General features: G+C 50.7%; 21 protein-coding genes. 1 reads left to right on the forward strand and 20 read right to left on the reverse strand.

What is annotated here, in order from left to right:
- Positions 1–92: 92 nt before the first annotated feature.
- From J2T14_RS04180 to J2T14_RS04215, 8 genes are all read right to left on the reverse strand, one after another.
- Complete coding sequence (locus tag J2T14_RS04180) at positions 93–1445, reverse strand: purple acid phosphatase family protein (protein ID WP_307468032.1); 1353 nt, start codon at positions 1443–1445, stop codon at positions 93–95.
- 234 nt (positions 1446–1679) lie between these two features.
- Positions 1680–5744, reverse strand: a complete 4065-nt coding sequence (locus J2T14_RS04185; protein WP_307468033.1) for a DUF5695 domain-containing protein — start codon at positions 5742–5744, stop codon at positions 1680–1682.
- A 300-nt stretch (positions 5745–6044) separates the two neighbouring features.
- Complete coding sequence (locus tag J2T14_RS04190) at positions 6045–7076, reverse strand: LacI family DNA-binding transcriptional regulator (protein ID WP_307468035.1); 1032 nt, start codon at positions 7074–7076, stop codon at positions 6045–6047.
- A 141-nt stretch (positions 7077–7217) separates the two neighbouring features.
- Complete coding sequence (locus tag J2T14_RS04195; protein ID WP_307468037.1) at positions 7218–7454, reverse strand: hypothetical protein; 237 nt, start codon at positions 7452–7454, stop codon at positions 7218–7220.
- A complete protein-coding gene (locus J2T14_RS04200; protein WP_307468040.1) occupies positions 7451–7612 on the reverse strand; it encodes a hypothetical protein in 162 nt (53 codons plus the stop codon). The genes J2T14_RS04195 and J2T14_RS04200 overlap by 4 nt, the downstream gene beginning before the upstream one ends.
- Positions 7613–7625: 13 nt before the next feature.
- Entirely contained in the window at positions 7626–8159 is a 534-nt protein-coding gene (locus J2T14_RS04205; protein WP_307468043.1) for an NAD(P)H-binding protein, read from the reverse strand.
- A 132-nt stretch (positions 8160–8291) separates the two neighbouring features.
- A complete protein-coding gene (locus tag J2T14_RS04210; protein WP_307468044.1) occupies positions 8292–9194 on the reverse strand; it encodes a helix-turn-helix transcriptional regulator in 903 nt (300 codons plus the stop codon).
- Between the two features lie 147 nt (positions 9195–9341).
- Positions 9342–10505, reverse strand: coding sequence for an MFS transporter (locus J2T14_RS04215; protein WP_307468045.1), 1164 nt, complete (start codon positions 10503–10505; stop codon positions 9342–9344).
- Positions 10506–10688: 183 nt separating this feature from the next.
- Between J2T14_RS04215 and J2T14_RS04220 the strand changes: the two genes are divergently transcribed.
- Positions 10689–12149, forward strand: a complete 1461-nt coding sequence (locus J2T14_RS04220; protein WP_307468048.1) for an MFS transporter — start codon at positions 10689–10691, stop codon at positions 12147–12149.
- Positions 12150–12308: 159 nt separating this feature from the next.
- On the opposite strand, the gene J2T14_RS30785 is transcribed toward J2T14_RS04220, so the two are convergent.
- From J2T14_RS30785 to J2T14_RS04275, 12 genes are all read right to left on the reverse strand, one after another.
- Positions 12309–12455 carry a fumarylacetoacetate hydrolase family protein gene (locus J2T14_RS30785; RefSeq protein ID WP_373458108.1) on the reverse strand — a complete coding sequence of 49 codons (147 nt, stop codon included), beginning with the start codon at positions 12453–12455 and terminating at the stop codon, positions 12309–12311.
- 29 nt (positions 12456–12484) lie between these two features.
- Positions 12485–13405: an NAD(P)-dependent alcohol dehydrogenase gene (locus J2T14_RS04225; protein WP_307468051.1), complete on the reverse strand. Its 921-nt coding sequence runs from the start codon at positions 13403–13405 to the stop codon at positions 12485–12487.
- 11 nt (positions 13406–13416) lie between these two features.
- Positions 13417–13647 (reverse strand): helix-turn-helix transcriptional regulator, encoded by a 231-nt coding sequence (locus tag J2T14_RS04230; protein WP_307205505.1) that lies wholly within the window; start codon positions 13645–13647, stop codon positions 13417–13419.
- A gap of 1 nt (position 13648) precedes the next feature.
- On the reverse strand, positions 13649–14095 hold the full coding sequence (locus J2T14_RS04235) for a hypothetical protein (RefSeq protein WP_307468054.1): 447 nt from the start codon (positions 14093–14095) through the stop codon (positions 13649–13651).
- Between the two features lie 161 nt (positions 14096–14256).
- A complete protein-coding gene (sigJ, locus tag J2T14_RS04240; RefSeq protein ID WP_307468057.1) occupies positions 14257–15126 on the reverse strand; it encodes an RNA polymerase sigma factor SigJ in 870 nt (289 codons plus the stop codon).
- Between the two features lie 15 nt (positions 15127–15141).
- A complete protein-coding gene (locus J2T14_RS04245; protein WP_307468061.1) occupies positions 15142–16326 on the reverse strand; it encodes an NAD(P)/FAD-dependent oxidoreductase in 1185 nt (394 codons plus the stop codon).
- A 118-nt stretch (positions 16327–16444) separates the two neighbouring features.
- The gene (gene gntK / locus J2T14_RS04250) at positions 16445–17983 is read right to left on the reverse strand and encodes a gluconokinase (RefSeq protein WP_307468063.1); all 1539 of its coding nucleotides are present in this window, start codon (positions 17981–17983) and stop codon (positions 16445–16447) included.
- A 43-nt stretch (positions 17984–18026) separates the two neighbouring features.
- On the reverse strand, positions 18027–19388 hold the full coding sequence (locus tag J2T14_RS04255; protein WP_307468068.1) for a GntP family permease: 1362 nt from the start codon (positions 19386–19388) through the stop codon (positions 18027–18029).
- 65 nt (positions 19389–19453) lie between these two features.
- Entirely contained in the window at positions 19454–21076 is a 1623-nt protein-coding gene (locus tag J2T14_RS04260; RefSeq protein ID WP_307468070.1) for a response regulator transcription factor, read from the reverse strand.
- Positions 21077–21079: 3 nt separating this feature from the next.
- On the reverse strand, positions 21080–22843 hold the full coding sequence (locus J2T14_RS04265; RefSeq protein WP_307468072.1) for a sensor histidine kinase: 1764 nt from the start codon (positions 22841–22843) through the stop codon (positions 21080–21082).
- 4 nt (positions 22844–22847) lie between these two features.
- Complete coding sequence (locus tag J2T14_RS04270; protein WP_307468075.1) at positions 22848–24146, reverse strand: ABC transporter substrate-binding protein; 1299 nt, start codon at positions 24144–24146, stop codon at positions 22848–22850.
- 223 nt (positions 24147–24369) lie between these two features.
- Positions 24370–25635 (reverse strand): hypothetical protein, encoded by a 1266-nt coding sequence (locus J2T14_RS04275; protein WP_307468078.1) that lies wholly within the window; start codon positions 25633–25635, stop codon positions 24370–24372.
- Between the last annotated feature and the right edge of the window lie 11 nt (positions 25636–25646).

Genomic DNA, 25646 nt, shown 5'->3' on the forward strand with positions numbered 1-25646 from the left:
TTTCTTGTATATATACTCGATGCTTTACAAAAAATAATAGAGATGGAGACGTGTCTCCATCTCTATTATTTTGCTATTAAGAAGAATAAAAATTACTTCATCGTTTCGGTCATTTGCTTCTTTCCGTTAGGAAGCTTCTTGATCTCGAACGCGTCGAACGGTTTGCCGGTTGCCGTCCGCGCATCGTACCGGAGAACGTCTCCATCGACATGAATAAGCTGGTACAGCTGGGTATTTGCGATTGCTTTGTCCACCTGCGCACCATTCTTCTCCCAGACTGCCGCGGAGGATTCATACATTTTCGGACCAGAAACCGAGTTCACGAATACCGTTGTACTGTCGTTATCTACAACTTTCTGGCCGGAGTTCTGATTCACAACTTGGCCTCGCGCATACGTGTGATCATGTCCTTGGAGCACCAAATCCACGTTATATTTCTGAATGATTGGAAGCAGCTTGTTCCGCACTTCCGCGTTGTCGCGCCCCTCTGCGCTGGAGAAGATCGGATGATGGAACGTGAGAACCGTCCATTTATTCGAATTGTTCGCCAACGTTTGATCGAGCCACGTTACTTGCTTGTCGAGGTTTTCGCCCCGAAGGTTCGTATCGAGCGATACAATGCGCATGCCTTGGTAGTCAACGTAATATACATTTTCTTTGAATAAGGCTTCATCCGGACCGTTCTGCGGGAGGGCAAACGTCGGGCGCCAGTAAGGCGTGAGGCCGGCAGGTGTATCTTTCGAGATTCTAGCATACTCGTGGTTTCCGGGAGTCGCAATGCTCGGCACCATACCGTTCAGCCATCCGCCTGCTTTAAACCACTCGCCCCATTGATCGTCGGCGTCGCCATGATTGATCAGGTCTCCGGCATGGACGATGAAGCTCGCTTCCGGCAGGTCGGAGTATGCGTTGCGGATGACGCGGGACCAGTGCTCCAAAATATCGTTTTGAGCGTCGCCGGCGTAAATGAACGAGAACGGTTCGGCTTCGCTGGAAGCTGTGGTAAACTCAAACCACTCGCTCCAGTTGACCCCGTCGCCTACGCGATACAGGTATTTTGTTTCCGGCGATAGGTTTTGGAAGTTGACCGAATGATATTTCTCCGAGTAGTTCAGGTATGTTGCCAATTCGGAAGTAGTGTCGGCTGGAACAGTCATCGCGCTATCCTCAAAATCGGAGTTGTCAGTTGCCAATGCGATTTGGGCTTGTGGCGTGGTGACGTTAACATCCGTGCGCCAGGTTACGGCTTGAGTAGTCGCCGTATCGCCCTCCCACGTCAGGATAACCCTGTCGGGCTGCAGGGACGGTTTATAAATTTCTGCGGTCGGCATCTTCGTTGCTAACTGCTCTGCCACAACATTGACAGCAGGAACAGCCAGTATTGCGGCGGACAGCAGCAGGGTTGTACGAACCCACCTCTTGTCGGTCCATTTTTTAATCATCATTATCTTCCTCTCTACCCTTTAATTTGGATTACGAGGTTCATCATACTTTAATAGTGTAAAGCGAAGGTCAACCTCATATTTTATAATTATTAAGATCAACTATTCGCAGAGCCAAAATCGGATTAGAGATATTTGTGCTGCGGTACCGACAACCTCCTTAAAATACGAAGAAAGTCCCGATGGCATCATTGCATCATCGAGACTTTCTTCTATTTCACATCATCTTTGATCGTTCTAGTAACCTGTAACCTTCCAGGATGAAATGCCCGTAGACGTCGTCGCCTTCGCCGTTACGTTCAAACGGATTTTATTCGTTGATACCGGCGTAAACGTCGTTGTGTTGTATTGATCGGCGAGGATGCCGAGCCCCGAGGGGCTTGCTGCGTTCACCCATGCCGAGCCGTCCCAATATTGGATCGTATACGATGCCGGCAAGTCGATGCCGCCCCCGTCGTCGAACCAATAAACATCGACCCTTGATATCGTATAGTTTTGCGAAAAATCGTATTGCACCCATTGCGTCGTATTCGGATTGTTCCAATTGCCGTAAACGGGATGGCCGCGATCGGACGAGCTTGCAGGCGTATAGCCGTCGTTTAATCCAGCCAGGCTTTCCCACGTCGATACGAAGGAGGTCGAAGCGACGCCAAGCGGAGCAATGTCCGCGGCCGTAGGCGACCCGTTGAATAACGTGCCGATCTCGGTTCCGTTCAGCGCTCTGCTGTATATTTTGAAATCGTCGATCATGCCGTCCAAGTAAGGATCCGGCCATTGCGACTTGCCGATATAGTTCAAATCCGTGCTGCCGAGGCTCGAAGGCTTCAAGGTCATGGCCGTATTGGTGGTTGCCAGTACGCCGTCGACATACAGTCGTCCTGTCGTCCCCGAAAGCGTGACCGCGACATGCTTCCATACGCCTGTCGGCAGAGCGGGCGCATTCAACTGCTGTTCCGCACCGTTCCCGCTTGTCGAAATGCCGAATCGAAGTCCCGCCCCGCCTGCTCTCGGCGCAAGGAACATATAATTATTCGTGCCCGTGCCAAAATCGAATATGCGAGCCCAATCGCTCAACGTATCCACTTTCACCCAAGTCGCGATCGTAAAATCGTTGAGGCCTTCGACTATGCCTGCAGGCAGGCTGGCATAAGCGTTCGAGCCGTTCAATTCAAGGCCGTTGCCCGACTTGCCGGCGGACCATGACGTCCCGCCGCTAAGCGATGCATGCTTGCCGTTGCCCGAAGCGTCGCTGGCTGCGCTCCCGCTTGTTTCGTTAAAGGCATAGCTTGCGATGACCTCGGGGATTGGAACGGCAGGATTAACCGTATGGGTAACCGTGTCGTTCGCAGACAAGCTTCCATCGCTTGCCGTCAACTGGAAGACGTAAGTCCCAGCCATCGTAACGGTTGCCGTCGTATTCGCAGCCGCGCTATTCGCGATGGTTGCCGTTCCAGGTCCGCTCACCATCGTCCAAGCCGTTGTGACCGTTCCGCTCGGCAGGCCGTCATCCGTTACCGTTCCCGCCAGAGTCAGGGGCGCGGGAAGCGTGAAGCTGCCATTCGATCCGGCGTCTACGATAGGGGCAGTATTCGGAAGCGGCGTACCTTGCTGCAGACTGATATTGTAGGTTGCAGCGGTACCGATGTTCAGGTTAATCGTCGTATTGACGTTGTTGACCGCATTGACCGAACCAACGGCAACATTATTGACAAGGATGTTGTAGCTTCCAGCAGCGAGCCCTCTTAACGCAACTTTCGTCGTATGGGCCGTACCCGGCGTCGTGCTCTTCAGCGTGAAGCTGAGGGCGTTCTTCGCCTTGGCTACCGTAGCGGTCGTATATTTGTCGCGCTCCAGCTCCATGCCGAACTTCTCCGTAATAAGGTTCAGCTTTTGGAATACGCCATCCTTCGGCACGACCGTATAGCTCGCGCTGCTGTTCGCAACATCGCATCCATAGCAGAATACGCCGAAGATCGGGTCGACCGCAACGTCGGAGCTAAGAATCTTGATCGCCCCGAACAAACCGAGATCGGCTTCGCCGGACATGCCCCTCCAGCCGTTCTGCAGCGGTCCGCCGCCGTGGCCAAGCGCCGGATAATTGCCTTTTTCCGCCTGATAGGTCCATGCTACGGCGCCTATGTCCGCAGGATCGGAACTGATTTGGCCCGAGTTGATCGCGCCGACATTCGCTATCTTTGCCGCGTAGGACAATCGCTGCTCGACTTCCGGATTCGTGGAATGGTAGCGAATCCAATCGTCCATGGCGTAACCCGCAAGCGAAACGGTATATTGGAAGTTCCACCAGTTCTCGCCGGTGATCGTTACTGGCGACGTATAGTAATACCAGACCGGCATATGGCCGCGAGCCGCGCGCGTCTTCGTATTGATCTTGCTCTTCATCGTATTGTTGTTGTTCATCTTCGCGAGCGTATATACCGCTTCCTCGCCGGTATTGTCGTAGTTGTATTCGGAGCCGTAAGGGTAGGTCGTATTGGCGAAGTTGTTGTACTTGGTAGCCATCTTGGCGATCAAATTGTTCGCCTGCGTCGTATAGCCCTCGTCCTGCAGCGCCTTGATGATTTCCGGCGTCGTCAGCTCGCCCATAAGGCCGGTATTCCAGTTGTAGGCGACTCCGGATCCATACAGGGCGTTAAAGATATTGTAGGCGCGCAGCAGATACGTATTTCGCGGATTGTCGTAGGTGATCAGATCCGGGTATAGCTTCGCGATCTTGTACATGCTGAAGTAGGTGTTATAAATGTGAGGGTAAGCATAACCGCGATACGTAGGCGTATCGTTCGGATCAGGCATGAGGAAATCGTGAATCAGGTAGTCGGTCTGGTGCTCGCCCATCAAGTTCCCCCAGATGGCAACGGTCAAGTAGTCGTCGACCGCCTGTACCTCCGAGGCGATAGGGGTCTGGACGTTTTTCTCCGCGAGGAACTGACCGTGCGTCAGGCCCCAATCATCTCCCCAGCCCCAATAGCCGTTGAAGACGTTCCGCTTGGAGTTCGTATTCATCATCCAATCGTCGAACACTTTGTCCCTAATATCGCCCGGAACATTCCACTGCGTGCTGTTGACCATGAATGTAGAATGCCGCTGAAGGGCATCGCCGATCGGCTCGATCGCATAGAACTGCAGCACCGTCTTCTCCCCGTTGCCATAGTTCACGGTTACGTTGTTCGGACCGAGCCTGTTCATTTGGATGGAATATATTTTGTGATTCGTGCCAGTCGTGCCTAAGGAAGTAATCGTCGTCTCGGAAGGATATTGCGCTACTACGGAGTTGATCGTCTTCGTCGTATGAAGATCGAACTTCGCCGTTTGGTCCGTCGGTACCATCATGCCCGGCACGACAGTCACGTCGATATGTCCCTCGTTGTAGAGACGGTCCTTCACCTGATTCTCACCTTGCACTTTAAAAAACTTGAACGCATACTTCTTGCTTGCTCCCGGAGCCAATGTCAGGCTCGTATTGGGCAAATAACCGCGATTCGTGCTCTTGATGACATTGGAATGGATATAGAACACGTTCAGGCCCTCAATCCAGCCGCCTTGTTCCATGGCCCACATGCTGCCCGGATGCTCTTCGGTTCTCCAGCGATCCTGGTATTCGAAGCCCGCTCCCGTGCTCGCGTCCGGTACCATGAGCAGCGAAGGACCGATTCCGCTCGGACGCCCCACCGTAATGTAAGAGCTGTTATTGCCCACGAAGGAGTGCGTCAGAACTCTGGATTCATAGATTTGCTCGTTCTTTCCGCCCGTCCAAAATTCGTTGAAAGGAAGCGGAAGACCGACGTCGCCGAATTCGATCGTTTGCGTCCCCGTGTTCGTCATTTCGAATTCCCATAGGAAGTAATCGTTCACGAGGGAGTACTTACTGACAAGCTTGAAGTTTCGAATGCCGTTCGCGTTCGTTGAATTTTGGTAGGTTATCGTAACTGTATTGCCACTCTGGGTTTGCGTCCTGACATCGGCCGAGCTTTGGGTCATCGCCGTTTGCCATGCTCCCGTCCCGAAGCGGTACTTGAACATGAGCTCCCCCAGCCACTGGTGATCCGCTGTATTCTGATTCGGCGTTACGGTCGGATTCATGACGTATTGGGTGTTAAAGGCGTCTCCGACCAGCCTTAAGGAGTTGATTTCGCCATGCGTTCCCGTTGTAATGTTGAAGTTATTGTCGGAAAGCGTGTAGGCGGAAGCGATTTGCGGGTATAAAACGAAAAATGAAGCGGTTACAAAAAAAGACGCTGCAAGCAGGATCCATCTCCGGTTTAGAGATAATGCTTGATTCCACATAAATAGTGCCTCCTGTATATCGGATTTTTAGCAGCACTTGTGTCCGCAGCATGATGCCAAGCTTTGGTTTCAATCGGGCAATGCCTTGCTCATTGCCGAACCCGTCACCTCCTTTTTGTCTTATGGTTGAAACCCATCACCCCCTCTCAATGTTATTTTTTGCTTGCAAAAACCCCTATCTCTCAGCGCTGCGCATGTCGGATTGCCTGCTGCTGGTAATAGGGGTCGCAATAAAGAAATCGATCGCTTTCAAAGGAAATCTAAACGTTTAGATTTTTCATTAAAAAAAGGCAATCGCCTTTAAGGTGAAGCTACGGAATCTCTTTCGATCAGCTTGCAGACCGGCTTCGGATCGATGGCTGTTTCTTCTCCTTGCAGAATGCGGGACAACGCCTCCATGGCCTGATAGCCGATCTCGTGGAGCGGCAGGCCCATTGTCGTGAGCCGGGGCGTCAAATACTCGCTGAATTCCCTGTTGTCGAAGCCGATGACCGAGAGCTCTTCAGGAATCGCAACTCCCATTTCATGCGCCGCGCGCAGGATGCCGACTGCCATGACGTCGTTCATAGACATTATTGCCGTCGGCGGAACCGCCAGCGACAGAAGCTCCTTCGTCGTTCGGTAGCCGGATTCCGCCTCCCAATCCCCCATCTTGATCAGCAGCGGATCGAACGGCAGCTCAAACTCGGTAACCGCCTTGTAATATCCGTTAAACCTCAATCGCGACGGAATGGAATCCATGGCTCCGCTTATGATCGCAATGCGCGAGTGGCCTTTGTTCACCAAATATTCCATGGCCTCGTAGGACGCTTGCTCATCGTCGTACTGGATTGAAGGATCATTTTGCGTATAGCAGTAGGTATACACGATCGGCTTGCCAAAGGTGTCGCACATTCCCGTCAAATCGCGGGGATGCACGCCGATATAAATAATGCCTTCCACCTGTTTGCTAAGGAGCTCGGACACCGCGTTCTCCGCAAAATGCCGGTATGCGTCCAAATCGTCGAAGCTTCGTCCGATTCTTTTGTCCAACCGCAAGTTGGTCAGCAATATATGCATGTCGAGACGATCCGCGCAATCATTGATCCCGTCGATGATTTCCGGCACATTGAATACCGTCACGTCCTCGGCGATGACCCCGATCGTATTGGTTCGCCTTCGCTTCAGGCTTTGAGCGGCGTTATTCGGCTTATAGTTCATTTCCTCGATGACCTGCAGCACACGCTCGCGCGTTTGTTGCTTTACGTTGCGCGTACCGTTCAATACATAGGATACTGTCGCTGTGGATACCTGAGCCTTGGCGGCGATGTCTTTAATACTTATGCTGGACAAGCGGGCACCTCCGTATTTAAACGTTTAGATTTTGTGAGGAGAATATATCATGGCATTTACATTTTTTGCAAGCGCTTTTTTCGAAAATGTCAAGAGCCCTGTCCCGTAGGACAAGGCTCTTGAGGAGGAATCGTAAATAACTTAATCTGAAGTTCCTATTACGCCAATGAATCCTCCATCCGGCCGAAACCCGAGCAGGAAGCCCATGCCGAGCGCGACAAGCGAAGCGACTATGTATCTGAGACCGTCCGTCAGCAGCGGGCCAAGCACGGAGGCGGGCTGCCAGAATGACATCGTCCGAAACCGGTTATTTATCCCTTTCGCGATATCGGCACATAGTGTCGTTCCGCTATATACAGTCATCGGAACGACGGTCAATACGAGTATACCCGGCAGTCTTTATGTTCTACCGCCCATTCCGCGAACGTTCGAGCCGGTCTTCCCGTCACTTGTTCTACGGTCGGCAGTACCGTATAACCGACTTCAGGCGGATTTTTTCCCATCAGCGCAAAAAAAATCGATCGATTCCTCGTCATATCCCTCGCCTCTTCATTTCGCTCTGGCTTGATCCTCCGTCAGCTCCTCGAATCGGATCCGTTTGCCTATCGCTTCGCTTATGAATTTGACAGCCTCTCTACGCGACAACACTTCCGGGCCAGTGAGCCAATAGACTTGACCATGATGGCCGTCCTCCAGCATGGTGGCAACGGCGACGCCAGCAATATCCGCTTCATGCACCCTGGCGCTAAGGACGCTAGCGAACGGTTCCCTGACTACGCCTTCCGAACGAATCGAGAGCTGCCAATCCGCAAGCGCATTGGCCATAAACTCCACAGGCTTCAACATCGTCCAATCCATCGCGCTTTTTCGAAGCGCTTCTTCTAAGGGACCTTCGTCATAGCCTCCTACCAATACGGCGACGCGCTTGACTCCGGCTTTTTCCGCCAATTCGACGATTCGGGCATCCGTCTGCATCGATGCATAGGCGTCTTCGCTGGATGTTATCAAATAGACAGCGGTAACGCCATGGAATGCGTTCACTAGCGTATCCGGCGCCGTAAGATCACCAGCGACAACCTCCACTCCTTCGGGTAAAAACGGCTGTTTCCGGATTGCGCGACACTGCCCTCACCGATTGTCCTTTGTTCAAAAGCTGATTTACCACATGTCTTCCTACCGTGCCTCATGCCCCCGGTACCAATACTGTCATTTCGTTTATCCTCCTTGTTGGCTATAACGCTGTTTAATGAGATCGATTTGTTCCAATAATTCGGCTGTCAGAGACGAAGGCGATACAATCTCGGCCTTTGCTCCGAAGCTTAAGATGACCGAGATCGCATAATCGGTTGAATAAAAAACCGTATCGACATCGATATACGTTCCATGAAGCGAGCAAACGCCCGGGAACTGCTCGAACACCCGAGGCAGTGCCGTTAAGTCGAACCGCAGTTGAACGCGAGTGCCTTGAACCTCCTCTTGCCCCTCTTCTTCGTAATGTTCCCTTGGCTGGAAGACTGAATCCGTCACGTTCAGCCCCGCAATACGCGAAGTCCGGAAATATCGCTTCGCTTTGCGCCATAAGCAATAGGCTTCCAAATACCAAGCCCCTCGCTCCCAGAACAGCTGAATCGGCTCCGCTTGCCGATCGGCAATGCTGCCGGACGCCGTCGTATACGAGAAGGCGACGACTCTTTGATCCTTAACCGATTGAAGTAACGAGCCTATGATCGCTCTCTCGCTTTCCGTTGTGCCAAGATCGAAAATAACCGGATGCTGGTTTCCGCTGTTCAAAACGGCAGGCTGCAGGCTGCCAAGCTTATTCATGATTGCGGTGAATCGTCCGCCTACTGCGCCCTCCACGCCTCGCAGAAGATTGTAGATCACGGAAAAGTCTTCTACCGAGAGGTGCTGCTTGGATAAAAAGCAGCCGTTCATAAGCTCGAACCCGCCGTCCGTGCCTGTGAAAGATACGACCGGGATACCCGCTTGGTTAATAAGCTCGACGTCGCGATAGACCGTTCGGGTAGATACCTCGAATCTGTCGGCCAGCTCCGTTGCCGTCACCCTCTTCTTGGCCATTAATTCCATCGTGATGCCGAGCAATCGATCCCATTTCATCTGCTTCACTCCTCGCTTTTGTACTTATTCCCGACCCACTGCTTGCATCTTAACGCATGAATCCTGACATCTAGGTTGTCATAATTCAAAAATAAAATTAAAAAAAATCCCCTGCTGGTAATCAGAGGGGATGGATGTCTATATCTTCTATGCTTCGGCGGATTGCACTTGTTGCCGATTGCCGCTCTTCGCCGGAAATAATAGAAATAGCATCGCGGCCGTAATGCCGATTGCTCCCATCATGCCGAATAGAAACTGCGGGCCTTGATGGTCTACGACCCAGCCGGCAACCATATTGGCTGCGATCCCGGCGATGCCGCCGGCAGCGGCAAACATCGTTTGCGCGGTCGCCTTGCCGTTCGCGGGCGCCATTTGGTTAACGATTTCCACCGCCGTGCTGAAGTAGAATACGAGTGCCACGCCATCAACCGCCTGCAGCAAAATAATGACATACGTCGGCGGCGCGAAGCTCATCGCTACATATTTGAAGGCATACATAAAGACGCTGCCGATTAGCAGCGGAAACAATCCGAACCTGCGTATGACCTTATACGATAACCAAAACAAAGGAATTTCGACCAAAGCCGCGACTGTAAAGCTCCAGCCTACAAGCTCTACGGGATAGTCCAGCCTTTGGAGAAATATCGATAAGTAGTTGAAATTCATCGTGGTATTCCCCGACACGAGCAAGCCGATGACAATAAACAAGACGAATCGCCAGTTCGTTACGAGTTGAAGGAAAATGCCTTTCTCTACCTGAAGCTTAGCCGCTTTTATCTTCGGAATAGCCGGCAGCTTGAACATCACGAGAAATACGAGGATGGCGAACAACGCATATGCGGCAAAAATATATTTATAGCCGATATCGTGAAAGAGGTATCCGGCAATAAGCGTTATGACCGAAAAGCCGATAGCGCCCCATACCCTGACTTCCCCGAATGAAAACCGAAAGCGCGAACCGTACTGAACGGCGATAGCGTCGATAAGCGGCGAAGTAGGCGAACTAATAAACGAAAAGAGAACGAAGCAAACAATAAGCGCGAATAAACCTTGATCCAACATGAGCGACAATACGACGATAGCTGCCAACAGCGAGATCCACCTAAGCATCGTTCGGTAATCCTTGGAACGGTCGTTCAATAGACCGAACAACGGCTGCGCAATAATGCCGGCCAATGAGCCTAACGCTAGAATAAGGCCTGTCTGGGAACCGCTCACCCCTTGATCGTGAAGGTATAAGCTGAGGTAAGGAGCATAAGCGCCAAGTCCCATGTAGTAGAGTAAATAGAGGAGAGATAAATGAAATTGCAACACTAATCATCCATTCTGCGACAAATTGCGAGTATATGTGCACCATTATACGCGCATCGCCGGAATCATTAAACCGTTAATTTAAACGGAGTTTAAACAATGTCCATTTGTTCATGTGTTACTCGTCTACCCACATGTTAGAATAGAGGCAACCATTCCAAATCGATAATAGGAGACAATCAAGTGCGGGCACATCCCATTCATTTATTGCGCATAACCGGAATTTTAGATGGCATATCCTTAATCGTCTTGCTAGGCATCGCCATGCCTTTGAAGTATATGGCGGAAATCGAGGAAGCGGTAACGATTGTGGGAAGCATCCACGGAGGGATATTCTGTCTGTACGCTGCGTCTATTCTCTATGCAGCCATTCGCGTGAAATGGAATCTTCTGTGGCCTGCTGCTGCTGTGATCGCCGCCTTCATTCCATTCGGCAACTTCGTGCTGGATCGGCAGTTGAAGAAAGCCCAAGCCAAGTACGGCGTACGGCCAATTAACATTACCGTGCTCGTCTATAGCATCGTGTTCTTCTCTTTCTTCGATTTATTCGCGCAGCTGCCGGTCATGAGCACCTTCGCGACTTCGGTAGGCGCCAGCGCGTTTATTGTCGGCTTCGTTATTGGGCTGTACTCGTTAGCGAACACGCTTGGCAATATATTGTCGGGCATTATGACGGATAAGATCGGGCCTTTCAAATTATTAATGGCCGGACTGCTGCTATCGAGCGGCGCTCTGCTTCTCTATCATTTCGTCGATCAACCCGTTCTGTTGATTATCGTCCGAATCGTGCACGGCTTTGTCGCCGGACTTATCGTTCCTGCCGCCTTCACCTTCTCGGCGAATACGACGGTTCATAACGAGCAAGGGAAGAAGGTAGCCTTTACGGGTACATTCGTAGGACTAGCCGCCATTATTGGTCCTGCCTTTAGCGGCATTATGGCCAGCAGAACGTCCGTGCCGTTCGTCTTTACTTGCGTAGCGGCACTCGGCCTGCTGCTTTCCGTCCTATCCGCTATTTTTCTTAGAAAATACAAGATTTCGAAGAAAGAAAAGGACGATGCTCCCGCTCCATCTGCAGGCTCTCTCTTCAATGCGGGCGTCATCAAAGCTTACGGCGGAGCTTTCTTCTTAATGTTCTCGCAAGGCGTGATCGCCTACTTGCTGCCTCTTCACGTACAGTCCCTCGGTTACGATTCCAGATTAAGCGGAACGCTAATGAGTACGTTCGGGATCATTGCCGTTCTCCTGTTCGTGCTCCCGACGAATCGGATATTCGACCGCGTTGCACCGTCAAGGACGATGGCCGTCGGCATGGGTTTAATGGGGGCAAGTCAGCTATTGATTAGCCAATCGGGCACGACGCTGACCCTTTACCTTGTGCTCGGTCTTTACGGAGTAGGCTTCGCCTTGCTGTTTCCTTCCATTAATACGATGCTGATCCAAGCTACGCCGGCGGGGCTGCGCGGCAAAGCCTACGGATATTTCTACGCCTTTTTTTCGCTCGGCGTCGTTGCCGGCTCCTCCGTGCTTGGCTGGCTGCCTTTCGATACGATCGAAGGTTTTATGTTCACGGGCATCATTCTGTTGCTGTTCGCAGTGGTCGTCGCTTTCGACAAGCAACGAAAACAAGTGCTTAGTCACTAGCCATTGAAAAAATTATGCATCGGCTGAGCGAGGCGCAACTAGCGCATTTCAACCGCCAATCCCAAGGACTACAAAAAGGGACTGTCCCAAAGCCAATGGCTTAGGAGCCACTTCGAACATTCCACGCCATGAACGAACCCTTCGCCCAACACGAACCCTTCACCCAACACTTTTGAGGGCGGGGGTTCCCGTCAAAATAATATCGCCTTTACTCAATGTGGCCATGCGGGAAATATGCGAAACGAGCCAATGGGCGGAAAACAATAAATTTCTCGTATTGTCTTGTTGTACCCCTCGTCGATCTATTTCATTGCTTGCCGATTATAAGCCATCTACTAATTGCCTAGCTTGACTGTAACAACGACGTTCCCCTTCTTATGCCCCCGCTCGACATACGTGTGAGCCTCGACGATTTGTTCGAGCGTATAACGTCTATCGATGACGGATTTCACTTTTCCTTCTTCGATAAGCGACTTCAGCGTGTTAAGGTCTTCCATCTTAAGGTTTATCGAAGATCTAACGGTGAGAAAACTGCCGCCTTTCTTAAGCACCCTTTTGCAGCGTGAAGCAGATATCTTTCCTACCGCGTCCAAAATAATATCATAGCTCTCGCCGCTGCCGGCATAATCGTCCTTCGTGTAATCGATGACCCGATCGGCGCCCAGCGATTTCACCAAATCCACGTTCGCGGTACTGCATACGGCGGTTACCTCAGCCCCATAGGCTTTGGCAATCTGTACCGCGAAGGTGCCTACGCTGCCGGAAGCTCCGTTTACGAGCACTTTGTTCCCTCGGCCGATACCGCCTCTTCGGAGAAACCATATGGCCGTAAGCGCCCCGACGGGAACGGCGGCTGCTTCCTCATAGGTCATATTGGCGGGCTTCAAGGCCACAAATCCTTTGTTAGCCTTGGTCTCTTGTTCGGACAGGCAAACGTATTCCGCATAAGCGCCAAATCCAAGACCGGTATAGGCAAAGACAGCATCGCCAACCTGAAAACGCGTCACGGCCTTTCCAACCGCTTCCACCACTCCAGCTAGCTCGAAACCTAATATGTTTACTTTCTTAGGCCTAAATAGTCCATTAAAAAGTCTAGCAGCCATAGGGTCGGCCTTGCGTATACGCCAATCCGCCGCCGATACGGTCGTCGCGTGCACGCGAATCAATACTTCATCTTCCTTGGGGGTCGGCTTCTTAACCTCTTTCGGCTCAAGCACGTGCGGCGGTCCGTACTTTGCATAAACAATCGCTCTCATGCCAATCCTCCTTATTTGTTTGTGGAATCCGCTCCCTCGTAAGTAAAAACATCTTCCAGAGGAAGCTTGAAGACGCGGGCTATGCGGAAAGCGAGCTCCAACGAAGGAGAATACTTGCCCTTCTCGATTGCTACGATCGTTTGCCGTGTCACCCCTACTTGGTCGGCGAGCTGCTGTTGGGTCATTTCATGATGGTTGAAACGGAGGTTGCGAACGTTATTGCTAATGTGACTTTGGCCCATCTCAGACTCCTTTCCGATAGAGATAAAGCTGCGATACGATCCCTGCTACTTCCGACACGAATCCTGACAAAAACAAAATGATGAACATTGTAGCTGGCGGCATCTGCAGCACTAACGCTCCCATCGCAAGCAAGAATCCGAGAATGAATACAAAATACGACGTTCTCATCGCTTTCAAACCGATTAGCTTGTCGAGCTCGTCGGCGAAGGAAGGCTCTACTTCTCTCGTCGCGATCCGGTTAATGATGATGAATATAATCTCGATGATAATCTTAGCAACGATCGTTATTGGGATGAGGATTAATATAACGGCCCCCCAGAAGCGAAAGAGCGCTTCCCCCTCCAAGATCGTATCTTTAAACCTTTCATACACATACAAACAATAGAAGCCGAAAATCAATACCGTGCTGATCAGCGAAACTATATTTTTCTTCTCTTGATAGGACATGCAATTCCCCTCCGCTTATCCGTTTATCGAACTATAAGTAAAGTTTTTCATACACAATGTAACATTTAGTATACATAGTGTCAATAATAATATACATCATCTTGTCTTTATAGACGAAAGAAAACCACGTCCTAAGGACGTGGTTGAGTAGGTAGGGACGATTATGCCTTAAAGAGCTTCAGTTTGTCCGGATTCCTGACCATGTAAATGTTACGAACGAGTTGTTCTTCGACGTGAAACAAAATAACAGTCTCAATATCCTGACCAGAGTATATAAGGACGCCAACTTGCCCGTTTATTTCACTGATCTTAACCAGCGAATGTCCGCCGTCTCGAACATTTTTGCGAACCAGCCCCAATAGGAAGCGGGAAACGAAATCTGGATTTACGACAGGGTTGACCGCGGCACTCACTTTTCCTCCTCCGTCGGAAATCAGCATGACATCTTTGGCTAACATAGCCTGGACTTGATCTACATGATCCTGTTGGAGCATGAACAAAAATTGCCGAACCCATGCAACATTGCCTTCGTTGAGCTCCACGGGCATCTCGCTGGCGAACTCTCCCACTTTCCCTTTTGCTCGACTGAACAGCTTGCGGCTGTTTGCTTCGCTTTTATCAATAATAGCGGCAATGTCGGCATATTCGAAGCCAAGCGCCTCACGGAGCACAAACGCCGCCCTCTCTGCCGGAGAGAGCTTCTCCAATAGGACGAGCATAGCATAGGATAACAATTCTTCGCGGGCAATCGCTTCAAACGGTTCATCGCTTGAGGTAGGTACGGGCTCAGGCAGCCACTGGCCGACATATTGCTCCCTGCGTTTACGTGCCGACTTATGCAGATCCCGGCAGCGATTCGTTACCATCTTGCACAAATATGCTTGCGGCGCTTCTGCCAAGCCTTGCGGATCCGCGTCATACACCTTCAGAAAGACGTCCTGCACGATGTCCTCCGCATCGGAGAACGAGCCGGTTAGCTGATAAGCAAGTGAAAGCAGAAGTCCTTTATAACGCGCATATAATCGATCCAATCCATTTCCTCCACCTTATTTGATTGTGCTGGCCAAATCCCAAGTAAATCGTTTGATCCGATATCCAAGCTTGCCCGTAAGCATAAGATCAATGCCCCACTTGCGGACCCAAGTTAATCCTTTCTCCGGTCCCAGCCCAATGCTGAAAGTATCCATGTAGCCCGTATGCACGGGAGCCGGTTGTCCGTTAAGATCAGCCGTTATTACTTTTGCGAGTCTTGATGCTTGCGGTATTGCTTCCTTACAGGTCATCCCGTCTGAACGGCCCGTACGCGGGTCGACAACTTTAGCGCAATCGCCAATGCTGTATAAGCCGGTAGCGCCCTTGACCCGGTAGCTTGTATCAATCTGCACAAATCCGTCCGCAGTAACAGGCAAGCCCCATTGTTCGAGGATAGGATTCGGCATCAAGCCTAATGTCCAAACGCACAGACCAACGGGCAGTTCGCCACCGTCCGGCAAACGCAAGCACCCGTCCGTTTCTTGCAGCACCCGGCTTCCGTTCACGACCTTTACTCCGCTATCCGTTAAGAACTGCTCCAATTTCACGGAAACTTTTTCCGGTCCATTGATAAAGAGTCTGTCATGAGCATTGTATAAGCGGATGTCTATGGCATTCGGTTCCAGCCCCAACTGCCGGGCTTCTTCCTTAACATAATAAGCCAATTCAGCAGCAGTCTCAATACCGCTTATACCTGCTCCCGCTACTGCGATGGTCATCAAGCGCTTGCGTTCCAGTGAATTCGCTTCTGTTGCAGCCAATTGCAAATTTGCACGCCATACTTCCCGTATCTTTTGCGCATCGTCCAATGTGGCTAGCGGCAGTCCCCCGGAGCTTGCTTCAGGTCGACGAACGACGCTGCCCGCCGATACAACGAGAATATCATAACTTATCGTTTGCTCGTTGCCGGTAGCGTCAAGCATTTGAAGTTTTTTCTCTGTTGTTGCAATCGATGTGACTGTCGCCTGAAGAAGCTCAACACCCTCCGGAAACAATTGAGCCAGCGGTATGCGAACCTCTTCATCCGTTACCGCCGGTTTAAACAACAACACTTTACGGAAATGGTACGTATTTTTTTCGATCAAAATAAATCGAACAGGCTGGCTGCCCTCTCCGTTTTTCAAACTTTTACGAATTTCCTTCATTGCATGGATACCTGCGTATCCGGCACCAATAACGATGCAGGTTAATGTTTTCATGACCATCGCTCCTATATGCTCTATTTCCTGTAAAACGATATAGGAGCGATTTTTGTGACAAACAAAAAAGCATGCCCCTTATGAATGAGAGGCATGCTTATTCAATGATCCAAACTCTTTACATCCACTTTTTCTGATAAGCCGCGATTTCCTGATACTCATCCGACAGAAGCCTGGACATTCGTACGAATATCCGGCTCAGTTCCTTGTATTTCACGACATGATCGGGATTCGGCAAATGCTTGTGCGACGAACCCATCATCGTCGAGACGACATGCAAGGAGTCGACTTCGCCAATGCTGTACATGCCTAGAATAGCGGCACCCAGACAAGAGCTCTCGAAGCTCTCGGGCACTTGCACCTCTTGGCCGAAAATATCGGCCATCATCTGACGCCATAGCTCGGACCGTGCAAATCCGCCTGTCGCCTGTATCTTCTTCGGTTGGCCGATCAGTTCTTCGAGCGCCATGAATACGGTGAACAGGTTGAAAATAACGCCCTCCAAAACAGCGCGAATCATATGCTGTTTCTTATGGTGAAGACCCAGCCCGAAGAACGAGCCTCTGGCATTCGCATCCCATAGCGGTGCTCTCTCTCCTGCCAGATAGGGATGGAACAACAATCCGTCTGCGCCCGGAGGCACGAGGGAAGCAATCTCGGTCAGCACCTCGTAAGGATCCTTGCCGAGCCGGAGCGCCGTCTCCACCTCCGCTGAACAAAGCTGGTCGCGAAGCCAACGGAAGATCATTCCTCCGTTGTTGACTGGTCCGCCGATGACCCACATATCCTCCGTCAGCGCATAACAAAATATTCTTCCTTTCGGATCGGTGACCGGACGATCCGTTACGGTACGGATTGCTCCGCTTGTCCCGATCGTCACGGCAACCGTTCCCGGATCGATCGCGTTCACGCCAAGGTTAGACAAGACGCCGTCGCTTGCGCCTACGACAAAAGGCGTCGAAGCCGGCAAATTCAATTCAGCCGCCCATTCGGCAGCAAGTCCGGTCAAGCTGTGCGTGGTTGGTACGGGCTTGGACAATCGCTCTGCCGTCACTCCTGCAACGTCTAGCGCCTCCGAGTCCCAGGCCAGCTTTGCCAGATTGAACATCCCCGTTGCGGAAGCTATCGAATAGTCGATCACGTATTGCTTGAACAATTTGTAGAAGACGTATTCTTTAATCGAAATAAACTTGTGCGTACGCGCGAACAGATCCGGCTCCGCATGTCTTAGCCAAGTAAGCTTGGAGAGCGGGGCCATCGGATGCAGTGGCGTGCCCGTGCGCAAGTAAATTTGATGGCCGTTCATCTCGTTCTTGATTCGTTCCGTCCAGAAGGCGCTTCGATTATCCGCCCAGGTTATGCACCTGGTAAGCGGTTGGCCGTCCCCGTCGACCGCAATAACGCTATGCATTGCAGAACTGAACGATACGCACATTATGCTGGATGAATTCACGCCGCTGCCTTGCACGACCTGCTTGATCGTGCCGATAACCGCGCGGAATATTTCGTCCGGGTCCTGTTCCGCAACGTCGGGCTTAGGCGAATATAGAGGGTATTCTATCGTATGGCTTGCTTGCAGCACGCCTTTCGTATCGAATAATACGGACTTTGTACTCGTAGTTCCAATATCGACGCCAATCACATAAGAGGAAGTCATCCTGCAATCTCTCCTTTCTTCCATTTCATCCTCGAATTCCGATTTAGACAACCGTATTCAAGGCTAAGATCAAGCCGAGCGCTACGACGGAAATGATCGTCTCGAGAGCCGTCCACGTAAGAAGCGTTTCTTTCACGCTCATGCCGAAATACTCTTTGATCAGCCAGAAACCGGAGTCGTTCACATGCGAGAGGATGAGCGAGCCTGCACCGGTCGCAAGCACGAGCAGCTCAACGTTCGTTCCCGGCATCGCTAAGGCGATAGGAGCAACAATGCCCGCCGCCGTCATCATCGATACCGTTGCGGAGCCGGTCGCAACGCGAATCATCGCCGCAATACCCCAGCCAAGCAAAATCGGCGATACATTCGACTGGGTAGCAAGCTCCGCGATATAATCGCCGATGCCCGAGTCCAGCAATACGCGGTTGAATGCGCCGCCTGCGCCGATAACGAGCAGGATTGTAGCCGTAGGCGCCAAGCAATCATTCGAAAATTTCAGCACCATTTCCCGGCTTAAGCCTCTGAAGAAACCTAGGCTGAAGAAAGAATATACCGTTGCAATAAGCAGGGCAACGACAGGATCGCCGACGAATTTGGCCGCTTGGAATAGAAGATCCCCCTTGTCAAGCGTTCCATTTTCAAGGAATAAGTCGGCCAGCGTTGCAATCAGCATCAGAAGTACAGGTACCAAAATCGTAAACAGCGTATTAAAGAAGCCTGGTAGCTGCATCGCTTCTTTATTCTCCGTAAGTTGATCGCCCATTTCCTTCGGAACTTCCTTGTGGATTCGTTTGCCGATCCAGTTCCCGTATAACGGACCTGCGACGATAGCCGTCGGCAAGCCGACAATGATGGAATACAGAATCGTCGTTCCGATATCTGCATTAAAGATGCCTACGGCAGCCATCGCGGCCGGATGCGGCGGCACCAAACCGTGAACGACGGATAAGCCGGCAACTAACGGAACGCCGATTTTCACAAGTGAAAGACCCGTTTGTCTGGCAATCGTGAATACGAGCGGTATAAGAAGAACGAAACCGACTTGGAAAAACACCGGAATACCGACGATAAACGCCACAAACATCATCGCCCAATGGACGTTGCGTTCGCCGAACAATTTGATCAGGGTACGGGCGATGCGTTCCGCTCCGCCGGACTCCGCCATCATTTTGCCAAGCATTGTGCCAAGCGCTAAGACGATAGCAAGAAATCCAAGCGTATTCCCCATGCCCGTCTTAATGGAATCGATGATTCCCGGCTGGTCTTCCGTTGTCAGAATAGGCATTCCCGCAGCCAATCCCGCACCGATTGCGGTGATGATCAGAGCGACGAAAGGATTGAGCTTCACGACGGTAATCAACAATAGCAGCACGACGATCGCCGCGAGTACGATAAATAGCAACATGGTGTAACCTCCGTTTTTGTATGTGACTGGATATGATTTTACTGCATTCGAAGCGGTTGCCTTCGTTATGTCAGGTAACGATCTCTATATTCCTGCGGAGTGATTCCGAACATCTTCTTGAAGGCGTAAATGAAGGAATGCGGTCTCTGATAGCCAAGCTGGGTTGCTATTTCATAGATCTTTTCATTGGTCAGCTTCAGCATGTGCTCCGCTTTCTTCATTTTTACGCGCTGCACGTAATCGCTTATATTTTCCCCTGTTTCCAGCTTATATACTTTCGATACATACACGGGATGGAGGACGACCTTCTCCGCAATCGTTTGAAGCGAAATATCGCGCGTAACGTTCTCTTCGACAAAAGTTTGAATGTCCCGAATCAACGCGGATCTGGAATCTTGAGTTTCCCGGTCCATGTCCTCCCTCATATGCTGAAGCGTACGAAACGACCATTCCCGAAGATGATTCAAGGACCGGCAAGGAAAGCCTTCCGACATCCGGTCATAGTAGCTGCCAATCAGGTCTGCCAAACGCCGTCCGTTTTTATGGGCAATGTACGTATAGGCAGAGGCAATCGTGAAATATACCTCGAGCAAATGCTCCTGCGATACGGCATCGCCGTTCTCCATCGTTTCATAAATGCGATGAAGCTTCTCTTCGATGACATCCCACCGGGCAGCCTCAAGCAGATGGATCAACGTTGGCGGCTCATAAAGGCTCTGCAGGGAATGAATGGGCGCAGCCGACTTATCCTCATCCTCAAGCCGCATGAAAAGCTCGCGCTCATTGCCGATCCGCTTGCGGAAAGAAGCAATCGAGCGGTTGTAGTAAGAGGCCACATCCTCGGGGAATATCCCTCTTTTGCTGACCAAAATAGAAATTTTCGCTTTCAGATACGCGCATACGGCTGATTGAAGCGCGGCCGCCGTGCGTTCGAACCAAATCGGATCGTCTTCGGCGCCGTCTTCCTGCTTCGCCGTCAGGAGAAAGACCAAATAATCATGGGCGTCCTTCGCGTACCAGATCGCGTACCGTGCGCCGAACAATTCTTCGACCATATTGCTTACGGCATATTCTTTCCACGATTGATCCTCTAGTTCGTATTGGAGAAAGGGTTCGTCCATCCGGATGACCATTAAGGCGAAGCTTTCCCAAACGGGGCTGCCCATCTCCAGCCTATTCATCTTCTCCTGAAGCCCTTCGGCGCTCCACTTCTTGCCCTGCAGCAGCTCATGAAGGAGATTCGCCCGCAGGAGAGGCAAATTTTCTTTGAGTGTATAGGTCATTCGCTGGCTGGAAACGACTTCTTCCCATTCCTGCTCGAGCTTGAGCAGCACCCGCTTCACCGTTGACAACAGGTCGTCCTCTTTCACAGGCTTAAGCAAGTAATCTTCCGTCTGATACAGAATCGCCTGCTTGGCGAAGTCGAAGTCGGAATAACCGGACAACAAAATACATTTGGTTTTTGGCCATAGTCTGCGGATTTCGGCAATGAGCTGAAGCCCCGACATGCCCGGCATCTTAATATCCGTAATCACGATGTCGATGGAGTACTGCTCAAGCAGCTCTAAAGCCTCGGCGGCGGAATAAGCCCGATAGACCCCTTCGATGCTTACCGATTTCCAATCGATGGTTGTCGCAAAACGATCCACCACATGGGCTTCGTCGTCAACAAGCATGAGCTGCGCCATTTGCTATCCCATCCTCCCTTCCCCAATTACGAAAGACTTGCCTCCGTTATTGCGGGTCCATGTTACCGTTACGATTAATCCGCCGTCAGGCGCGTTCCGGAACTTTAAGCCTGAATCACCGCCGAACTGGTAACGAAGACGCTGGTGTACATTTCGCGTTCCGCTCCCCAGCTCTTCCGTGACGGAATCATGCTGTTCCAGCTTCTGATGCAGCTGCTCAAGCTCCGCTTCCGATAGACCGACTCCATTATCCGATACAATAATCCGGTTGTATTGGTCGTCCTGCTCATCCGTTATGACGATCTTGCCTCCGCCCACGCGCGGTTCAATCCCATGAATGATGGCATTTTCTACAAGCGGCTGAAGAATAAGGCGAGGTACCGGTTCACACCGCATCTTGTCCGATACGCGGATGGAATACTCCAGCCGTCCCATGCGCAGATGATGAATGTTAAGGTAATGCCTGACTAAATCCAGTTCATCCGCAACCGTTACTTGTTGATTCTCGACCTTCGTCGTATACCGGTAGTACGCCGACAAATTTTCCGTCATGGCGATAACGGCATCACGATCGTCCATCATGGCCGAATTAATAATGAAGAAAAGCGAATTATACAGGAAATGCGGATTAATTTGCGATTGCAGCTGCTTTACGGTAGCATCCCGTGAGCGTAGCTTCTCGGTATACACGTCCTCGATTAACCGCTGAATCTGCTCGGCCATCTCGTTATAATGCCGGATCAGATCATCGAATTCGCTTTTCGACTTGTAATGGATCCGCCAGGAGAGATCGCCGTCCTTCATCCGCTGCACGCCGCGGATCATCTTGCGGAGCGGAATCTGAACGTTTCTGTACAACAGGAACGAAGCGATAACGCTCATCATAAGCAGCAAAGCGATCGAACTGTAAAACCAGTTGCGCGCTGACATGATTGGCGAGACAATGCGTTCTACAGGGACATAGTCGGCGAGATACCAACCGAGCTGCCGGGATTTCACATAGCTGACCAAATACCTCTGCTGTTCGATACGGATCGTTTGTTGTCCTGAAGTTCCGGAAGCATGGTCCAGAATATTCCGGATGATGGAATCCGCCGCCGATGTTCCAAGCGTACTGTTCGGGATCGTCTTATAATCGGGATGGTACAAGAAAGGATCGCTTCTGTTTTCTTTTTTGTATGCGTCCAGCATGTCGCTCATATTTTGCACGGGAAAACGCACTTGAAATACGGCATCCGACTCGGCGTAAGTAATCGCATTAGCAGGCTCGCTTATTTCCCGAATGAAGGTTCCAGCCGGAAATCCGCGGGATCTGTCCTCGTCATACTGCCAGACCTGACTTATCGGGCGATCTACCGGCCAATTCTTGGTGCCATTGATGTAAATATTAGACGAGAGCACCTTCTTCTCGCCAGGTAGGACGAAGGTCAGATCATTCGACCATGCGCTGGATACGCTTTGGAGGCTTAGCTTCTCGGTCACTCGTGCCTGAGCCTTCAGCGATTCGCCCGTGACGCTTATAAATTCACGGATGTAGGGATCATAGCTGATGATCACCGGGAACATGGACAAGTTCTCGATGATCGAATCCATTTGATTCATCAGAAACGTAAGCTGACTCAGGTGGGATAAACGGACTTGCTTCTCTACCACGTTGCTCGCAATGCGATTGGAATAGCTGTATAGAAGCAGGATCGGAATGAGCAATAGAACAGTCGTAATTACAATTTTGCTGAAAATAGATAATCTGCCCCGCAACCGCTGCACCTTCTTACTCCGCTTCTTTGTCGAGAATCGCCTGCAAGGCGGCGTTCGCTCTATCCGCCGTCTCCTGAATATCCTTCTCCCCCGTTATTACCTTCTGTACGATCTCGCCAACCGTTTCACGGGCTTCCGCCACATTGATCGTCGTTGGCCGGTCATGGTCGACTCCTCCATTGACCGTTTTCTTGAACACGTTAACGAGCTCCGCCGGAAATCCGGCCGTTCCTTCTTCCCGATCCCATACCGAGGATCTCGGTCCGGGAATCCCTTTCTGTTGAATCAGCAAGGTGATTTCTTTACTGGTAGCCCATTCCACGAACGCCCATGCCGCTTCCTTATGTGCCGATTTCGGGTTAATGGCAAGTCCCCACGAAGTGATGTTATAAGGTCTTGACCCCTTGGCCCCGGCAGGAAAAGTCGCAAAGCCTACGTTCTCCGCCACCCCGGGATAGTCCGGATCCATCGTCATCTTGTAAATGGAGTTCGCATCCGTATACAGCGCCGCTTTGCCCTCCGCAAAAAAAGCGCTCGCTTGCGGCCAGGACATATTGATGGCGTCGGTTGGACCGTAATTCCGCAGAAGAGTGCCGTACCTAGTGAAGGCCTTGATCGCTTCGGGCGTGTTGATCGCGGCTTTATTGCCCCGGGTGAAATCGCCTCCCTCCGAATAGAGGTAGGAAGACACCTGAGTGACCAGCGGGCTGCGTTGACCGCGGGCGACAAAGCCATACACCCCGTTACTCGGGTCATGCAGCCTGCCGGCGGCTTCCGCCAATTCCTCGATCGTCCGAGGAACCGATAAGCCGGCTTCTTGAAGCAAGTCTTTGCGATAATATAAAATGGCTTGTTCGATAATAATCGGAATCCCGGTCAGCTTGCCATCCACGATCGAAGACCGAATAGACTGAGGCGTGAAATCCTCATAGTCGTATTCCGCTTCCCGCTTTGCATACTCGTCCAAAGGCTCCAACCAGCCATTCCGGTAAAAGAGCTTGCCCTCTTGCAGAGGCCGGTACATGAATACATCCGGCGTTTCGGATCGCGACGTGAATTGTACCGTCAGCTTCTGGGTCAGCTGATCCTCGAAAAAGCCTTGTACGTTGACGCTCATTCCCGTCTCGGCTTCGAATTGCGGCAGAAGCGGCCTGATCGCGTCAACCCATGGGTGAGAGCCGGTTACCAAGGTGATCGTCTGTCCGGCAAAAGGCTTGTCTGCCGTATCTGCATCCGATCGATTGTCCGTGCCGTTCCCGCACCCGGTTGCTGCTAAAGCTGCGAGTACAAGCGCCGCTCCGGATCGTTTCATGCCATAACCTCCCGGATATTTATTAAGTTGTTATAGCAACATTAACGATACTTGATCCTGCACGCATACGAAATAACGAATACCCAACATCGATAACGAATACTAAACATCAGCTTTCCTATTATTAACAAAAAAATCAGCGGATATTTATCATATCCGCTGATCCCTATTTGTTATGAGTCATTCCCTTCAATTTGTAAAGGTATCCCATTTTACGCCAGAATTAAAACCTTGTTATTTGAATATATCGATTCCAATTATTCACGCGTTTATCCAACGAAACCACTAGTTTTTCGAAATGAGTCTCCGATGTCAAAATATGAAGTTTAGGCTGATTCATTTCATCCATAATCATTTCGGCATTCATTTTCTCTGCGACGCAATGATCAACGTTTTTCCAATTGTCTATATGGCCTTGACCTGACAAAAATCGATCCCAGATTTGCAATTCATCGCAAAGTACGGCCAGATAAAGCAATGGATCTTGTTCAAGCGAATATTTTACATTCGGGAAATTATGATAAGCTGCTGCCTTGCATGCGGGCAGAACATGTTTAATAAAGATATTCGGATAATAATGAAAGTTTGCATTCAACTCGGAGTTCAATTGCGGATAGCGTGTTTCCGAGTGTTGACTTAGCCAATACCAAATCGAAGTATATTTTAATAGCATTAACCCGCTTGCAATCCCATGATCGACAACCGGCGTACTACCGTCATATCCGCTTTTCGCCATATCATAAGCGAATCGATGCAAACCAGGCCCTATAACCTCGCCTGATTCCATAGCGCCGAGCCCTGTCTGATGCCCAGGCAAGAGGTCGTTAAGCCATGGAATGTTATCCAATGACTCTATTAATTCCGAAGCGCTCCGGTTAGAGGCATGCTCCTTCAAATCATAGGTTGATATAAGATTGTTCCATGCTTGTTTCAGTTCCGACTTGCCGCCATCGGATAATTCATCTGCATGGTTGCTTATAAATTCAAAAGAAAGCATTTCATCGAACATCTTCCAGGAGCCGGCATTCGTTCCGCTATCAAAGTCATAAAACAAATACCCTACGTCATGAAGCAGAGATGCAAACGTCCATTGAAAGAGAAATAATTTGATAGGCTTCGAACTATCTATTGTTTTATCTATGGCCGTCCTGATATCCGACACATTATCGTATACCCAGACCCCTAGTAAAAACAAATACAACGTATGTGCGGTATGGTCCGTCTGTTTTTTATAGGCGATCAAACGCTTTATCTCAAGCGTAGCCACCTCGGAACGCAGAGGAATCATATCGGCAAAGTCGGTCAACGACAATATGCGCTCGCTTAAATATTCCGCTTTTTGAATTCGTTCGATATCCGACCGACTGGCAAAGAAGTCCGACAAAAGTGCCGAAAATCCCGGAATCCTCCCTCTTAAGTATCCGGATGCACAACTGCCGCTCTCAAAATGTCGCTGCAAAAGATCATGAATGGTGGTTAAACTAGCCATAAGGTTTGAAT

Source organism: Paenibacillus harenae (assembly GCF_030812415.1).
Taxonomy (GTDB): domain Bacteria; phylum Bacillota; class Bacilli; order Paenibacillales; family Paenibacillaceae; genus Pristimantibacillus; species Pristimantibacillus harenae_A.

What these genes read in the sequence shown, in the direction of transcription:
- J2T14_RS04275 (WP_307468078.1), bottom strand. Translation starts at nt 25,635, where the DNA reads ATGGCTAGTTTAACCACCATTCATGATCTTTTGCAGCGACATTTTGAG.
- J2T14_RS04235 (WP_307468054.1), bottom strand. Translation starts at nt 14,095, where the DNA reads ATGTCCTATCAAGAGAAGAAAAATATAGTTTCGCTGATCAGCACGGTA.
- J2T14_RS04270 (WP_307468075.1), bottom strand. Translation starts at nt 24,146, where the DNA reads ATGAAACGATCCGGAGCGGCGCTTGTACTCGCAGCTTTAGCAGCAACC.
- J2T14_RS04200 (WP_307468040.1), bottom strand. Translation starts at nt 7,612, where the DNA reads ATGACGAGGAATCGATCGATTTTTTTTGCGCTGATGGGAAAAAATCCG.
- J2T14_RS04180 (WP_307468032.1), bottom strand. Translation starts at nt 1,445, where the DNA reads ATGATGATTAAAAAATGGACCGACAAGAGGTGGGTTCGTACAACCCTG.
- J2T14_RS04225 (WP_307468051.1), bottom strand. Translation starts at nt 13,405, where the DNA reads ATGAGAGCGATTGTTTATGCAAAGTACGGACCGCCGCACGTGCTTGAG.
- gntK (WP_307468063.1), bottom strand. Translation starts at nt 17,983, where the DNA reads ATGACTTCCTCTTATGTGATTGGCGTCGATATTGGAACTACGAGTACA.
- J2T14_RS04230 (WP_307205505.1), bottom strand. Translation starts at nt 13,647, where the DNA reads ATGGGCCAAAGTCACATTAGCAATAACGTTCGCAACCTCCGTTTCAAC.
- J2T14_RS04260 (WP_307468070.1), bottom strand. Translation starts at nt 21,076, where the DNA reads ATGGCGCAGCTCATGCTTGTTGACGACGAAGCCCATGTGGTGGATCGT.
- J2T14_RS04210 (WP_307468044.1), bottom strand. Translation starts at nt 9,194, where the DNA reads ATGAAATGGGATCGATTGCTCGGCATCACGATGGAATTAATGGCCAAG.
- J2T14_RS04185 (WP_307468033.1), bottom strand. Translation starts at nt 5,744, where the DNA reads ATGTGGAATCAAGCATTATCTCTAAACCGGAGATGGATCCTGCTTGCA.
- J2T14_RS04255 (WP_307468068.1), bottom strand. Translation starts at nt 19,388, where the DNA reads ATGTTGCTATTTATCGTACTCGCGGCGATCGTCGTGCTGCTATTGTTG.
- J2T14_RS04245 (WP_307468061.1), bottom strand. Translation starts at nt 16,326, where the DNA reads ATGAAAACATTAACCTGCATCGTTATTGGTGCCGGATACGCAGGTATC.